Annotated in this window: 3 protein-coding genes; all 3 read right to left on the bottom strand. The window is 62.5% G+C overall.

The window, feature by feature from the left end; translation table 11 throughout:
• On the bottom strand, nucleotides 1–1,756 hold a 1,756-nt coding region (locus tag VJ604_RS04140), incomplete at its 3' end, for a diguanylate cyclase domain-containing protein (RefSeq protein ID WP_324080116.1).
• A gap of 12 nt (nucleotides 1,757–1,768) precedes the next feature.
• On the bottom strand, nucleotides 1,769–2,407 hold the full coding sequence (locus tag VJ604_RS04135) for a TOL_0243 family YfiR-like periplasmic protein (RefSeq protein ID WP_324080115.1): 639 nt from the start codon (nucleotides 2,405–2,407) through the stop codon (nucleotides 1,769–1,771).
• A gap of 239 nt (nucleotides 2,408–2,646) precedes the next feature.
• On the bottom strand, nucleotides 2,647–3,522 hold an 876-nt coding region (locus VJ604_RS04130; protein ID WP_324080114.1), incomplete at its 5' end, for an MFS transporter.

Below are 3,522 nucleotides of genomic sequence, written 5' to 3'. Positions count from 1 at the left end.
TGGCGAGCGAGGAGTAGCCGGTACCGAAGTCGTCGATGGAGATGCGGAGCCCCATGGCCTTCAGGGCGCGCAGGGTCTCTCCCGCGTCATCCACGTTGTGCATCACCGCGCTCTCGGTGACCTCCAGCTCCAGGTATTCCGGCTTCACCCGCGTCTCTTCCAGGATCTTGGCGATCATGCCGGGCAGGTGCTGGCCTCGCAGCTGCCAGGCGGAAACGTTTACCGCCAGGGGGAAGACCGGCATCCCGCTGTCCAGCCACTCTCTCAGCTGGCGGCAGGCCGTGGCCAGCACCCAGTCGCCGATCGGGACGATGAGACCGCTCTCCTCGGCTACCGGGATGAAATCGCCGGGGGAGATGATGCCATGCTCCTGGTCCTGCCAGCGCAGCAGTGCTTCCGACCCCACCACCCGACCGCTGCGGACGTCGAGCTTCGGCTGGTAGTGCAATACGAACTCTTCACGCTCCAGGGCGCGGTGCAGGTCCTTCACCAGGGTGAGCCGCCGGCTGGCGTCCTCGTGCATGTGCTGGGAAAAGAACTGGTAGCAGTTCTTGCCGGTCCTCTTGGCGTGGTACATGGCAGCGTCGGCGTTCCTGACCAGCGCCTCCACCGAGCTGCCGTCACTGGGAGAGAAGGAGATGCCGACGCTGGCGGTAACGAAGATCTCGATCCCCTCCAGGTCGAAATGATGCGACAGGCAGCGGGTCAGCTTTTCTGCGGCCCCGATCACGCTTTCGGCGTTTTCCATCTGGGGCAGCAGGACCACGAACTCATCTCCCCCCAGCCGGGCCAGGGTGTCGCAGCGGCGGATGTGGCTTCTGAGGCGCTGCGCGACATCCTGAAGCAGCAGGTCGCCGATCCGGTGGCCGTAGGTGTCGTTCACATCCTTGAAGTTGTCCAGGTCGATGAAGAGGACGGCGACCCGCTTGCCGGAGCGCACGGCAAGGTGGTGGGCTTGGGAGAGCCGGTCCTGGAACAGGAGCCGGTTGGGAAGGGCGGTCAGACTGTCGTAATGGGCGAGTTGGCTCAGCTTGTCTTCCTGGACCTCGATCTGCGACAGCATCTCGTTGAAGCCGTCCACCAGGGTGCCGATCTCGTCGTCGTACTCTTTCCTGGCCCGGATCGCGTAGTTCCTCTCGGTGGAGACGCGTTTCATGGTGCGGGCGAGTTCCATGATCGGGGTGGAAATCAGCCCCTGCAGCTTGAAGGAGAGGTAGAAGGCGATGGCTGAGAGGCTCACCGCGAAGCTGCCGAATACCCCGACGAACCAGGCGATCCTCCCGACCAGCTCCTGCAGGTCCGAAACGATCACCATGGTGCCGATGACTTTCTCTTCGCTGTAGATCCTTTTCAATACCCGCTGCTGCGAAAAATCGATCTCCTTCACGGTGTCCGGGCGGTTCGGGGCGATCACGGAAGGCGCTGTGGCCTGAGCGGTCTTGGGGTCCCGGTGGTATTCGGCGAAGATCTTGCCGGTGTCGTTGAGCAGATAGGCGTCGGTGATATGGGGGTTATACCTCAGCCCGGCCAGGGTCTCCCGGGCAGAGTTCTGATCGTCGAAAAGGATCGGCGCCGAGACGTTCCTGCCGATCACGTCGGCGAGCACCTCCAGCTTTTCCATCCCCTCCCTCTGCTCCGCAACCCCCTCGTAGGCGACGATCACCAGGCAGGCGCAGAAAAGCACGACGCCACTGGTGAGCAGGATGATCCCGATGATCTTGTTCTTGATGGACAACCTGCGTAGGCGGTGCGACATGCTCCCTCTCGATCACTCCACGACGTCGGTCGCCAGCTTTAAAAGCTGGGAACTGATCTTCAGTCCGGATTTGCGTGCCGCGCGGAGGTTGATCTGGAAGCGCAATTTGTTGTCGACGGAGAGAAACGATATGATGGCGCCGCCGCAGCGGGTGGCGGGATCGAGATCGTTGACGGTCAATATGCTCTGGGTGCGGTAACTCTCGGGGATGCGACCGGCATGGTCCCGGTCGGAGCCGCACATGTACAGGATGTGGGGAGTGCCGATCTCGTCGGCCTTCTTGACCAACCGGACCTCCAGGGGCCTTCCTCCCGCACTTTTTCCCCTGATGGTGTCGAAGGCGTCGCAGGCGTCGTAGGTGAAATGGTGGCAGAAGACCGTGATCACGATGGGGGAACTGCTGCTGGCGAAGCGATCTGCCGGCCAGTCGATGTATTTGCAGAAGTTGTAGATGAAGGCCGCCTTGGCCTCCAGTTCGTCGCTGTCGGAAAGGGCCAGGGAATGAGAGGGGAGCAGCGAGCAAAGTGAAAAGCAGAGCAGGGTGAGTGCGCCGAGCCTGAAACGTCGGGCACAAGACGGAACCCTGCCGTCACGCAGGGACCGCGCAGGGGACTGGTGCTGGTGTTTCGAAGGGCCCGGGAGCGTAGGCATGCTCTTCCTCGCGAAAATGGTTGCACCGGACTGGTTATCACTGGTCCCGTTGCGCCACACGCCTGAAAGTCACCAAAGGGTTAGAAGACTAACATAAAAACTTCGCAAATGAAAGAGCAGTTTGGCCATTTCACAAGGAACTTTCGTCAATCTCCTCCCTCTGGTTCGGAGGAAAAGCAGTGTTTTTGGAGGGGTTGCCCTACTGATGGTTAAAATCCTGTACAGCGGGGTCGGCCATTTCACTGGCTTGGCAGGTCGCTATCGGAGCCGACAGCGGAATCTTCGAGGTACCTCCGGCTGTTTTTCAGGAACAGGAAGGCGAGCGGGGGGAGGGTCACCAGGAAAGCGTAGAACAGCAATCCGAAGGAGTCGCGCACCCCGGCACGGTCGGCCAGCCGTCCCACCAGCGGCCCGGTGCAGACAAAGAGGAGGCGAAAGGAGACCGACTGCAGGGAGAGAACGGCGGCCCTGTTCACCGAAGGCGCCTCGCTCTGGGTGTGCGAAAGCATCATCGGCCCCCGCAAGCCGCGCATGCAGGTGAGCAGGTAATAAAAGAGGAAGCCCCAGACCGTGCCGGTCGCCCCCAGTCCGAAATAGCCGATCAGGATCAGCACGATAAACAATAGCACCATCCTGCGGTCCCCCAGCATCCCGTGCAGGCGGTGGCTGGCCAGGGCGCAGAGGGCGACGGTCAGGTTGGCGCCCGCCCAGATCGGTCCGAACCAGCCAAGGGGAACCCCCGCATGCTGCATGTAGGGCTGGATCAGCCAGACCGGGAAAAAGGAGGAGATGCCGAGCACGGTGTTGAGGAGGATGGTGTAGCGCAGGCGCCGGTTCTCGCCGAAGGCGTACCCCGCAGTGGCGACCGCCTCGGCGAAATGTGAGCGCGCGTGGATGGCCCGCTCGCGTGGCGCCTCCGTCATGCTCTTGGTCACCGCGAGCGCGGCGATCCAGACCGCCACCTGGAGGATGAAGGGGAGCACGGGGGAGCGCGCGTAGATGACCCCGGCCAAAAGCGCCCCCGCAGCCTCGCCGATCTGGCCGAAGCCGTTCATCCTCCCTTCATGCCGGGCGTAGCTCTGCTCGGCCCCCTCTGCCCGCAGCGTCTCGTAGAG

The organism is Geomonas sp. (assembly GCF_035254065.1).
Taxonomy (GTDB): domain Bacteria; phylum Desulfobacterota; class Desulfuromonadia; order Geobacterales; family Geobacteraceae; genus Geomonas.
This window is presented reverse-complemented; position numbering and strand designations above follow the sequence as displayed.

Bases quoted from the DNA above. Each gene is read 5' to 3' on its own strand.
- VJ604_RS04135 (WP_324080115.1), bottom strand. From the start codon at position 2,407: ATGCCTACGCTCCCGGGCCCTTCGAAACACCAGCACCAGTCCCCTGCG.